The 402-nt window shown below is 45.0% G+C and carries 1 protein-coding gene; it reads left to right on the top strand.

Features of this window, described 5'->3' with window-relative positions; all coding sequences use genetic code 11:
* Nucleotides 1-402: hypothetical protein (locus AB4486_RS26690; protein ID WP_372119784.1), on the top strand; the 402-nt coding region annotated here is incomplete at both ends.

Genomic DNA, 402 nt, shown 5'->3' with positions numbered 1-402 from the left:
GTTCACACTTGAATTTTCGAACAGCAATCTTGGTCAATATACATTTACGCTTTTAGAGGCTTTAGATCACGCTGATGGTAACCTTTCTAATACCTTAGATTTCGATATCCCTGTGATAGCGGTTGATGCCGACAACACCGATTCAGCATCGTCCTCTTTGAACGTCACCATTACCGACGACTTACAGCAAACGCAAGATCGTACTTTAAGTATTGTTGAACCTGTGACGACTTCAGGAGCAGGTGGTCCGCCAACTACAAGTATTGTCGATGTTATGCCTACAGAAAGTGCAGATGGTGCGACCGTTACCCAGTTTATGTACGGGGCAGATGGGCCGTTTACGCTTGTTCAAACTGATTTTACAGAGCAAGAGTTCACAGTTGCTGACGGACGGTTGTTCGT

The sequence above is a fragment of the Vibrio sp. 10N.222.55.C6 genome, assembly GCF_041473395.1.
Lineage (GTDB): Bacteria > Pseudomonadota > Gammaproteobacteria > Enterobacterales > Vibrionaceae > Vibrio > Vibrio crassostreae_C.
The sequence above is the reverse complement of the archived record's forward strand: the minus strand, read 5'-3'. Positions and strand labels throughout refer to the sequence as shown.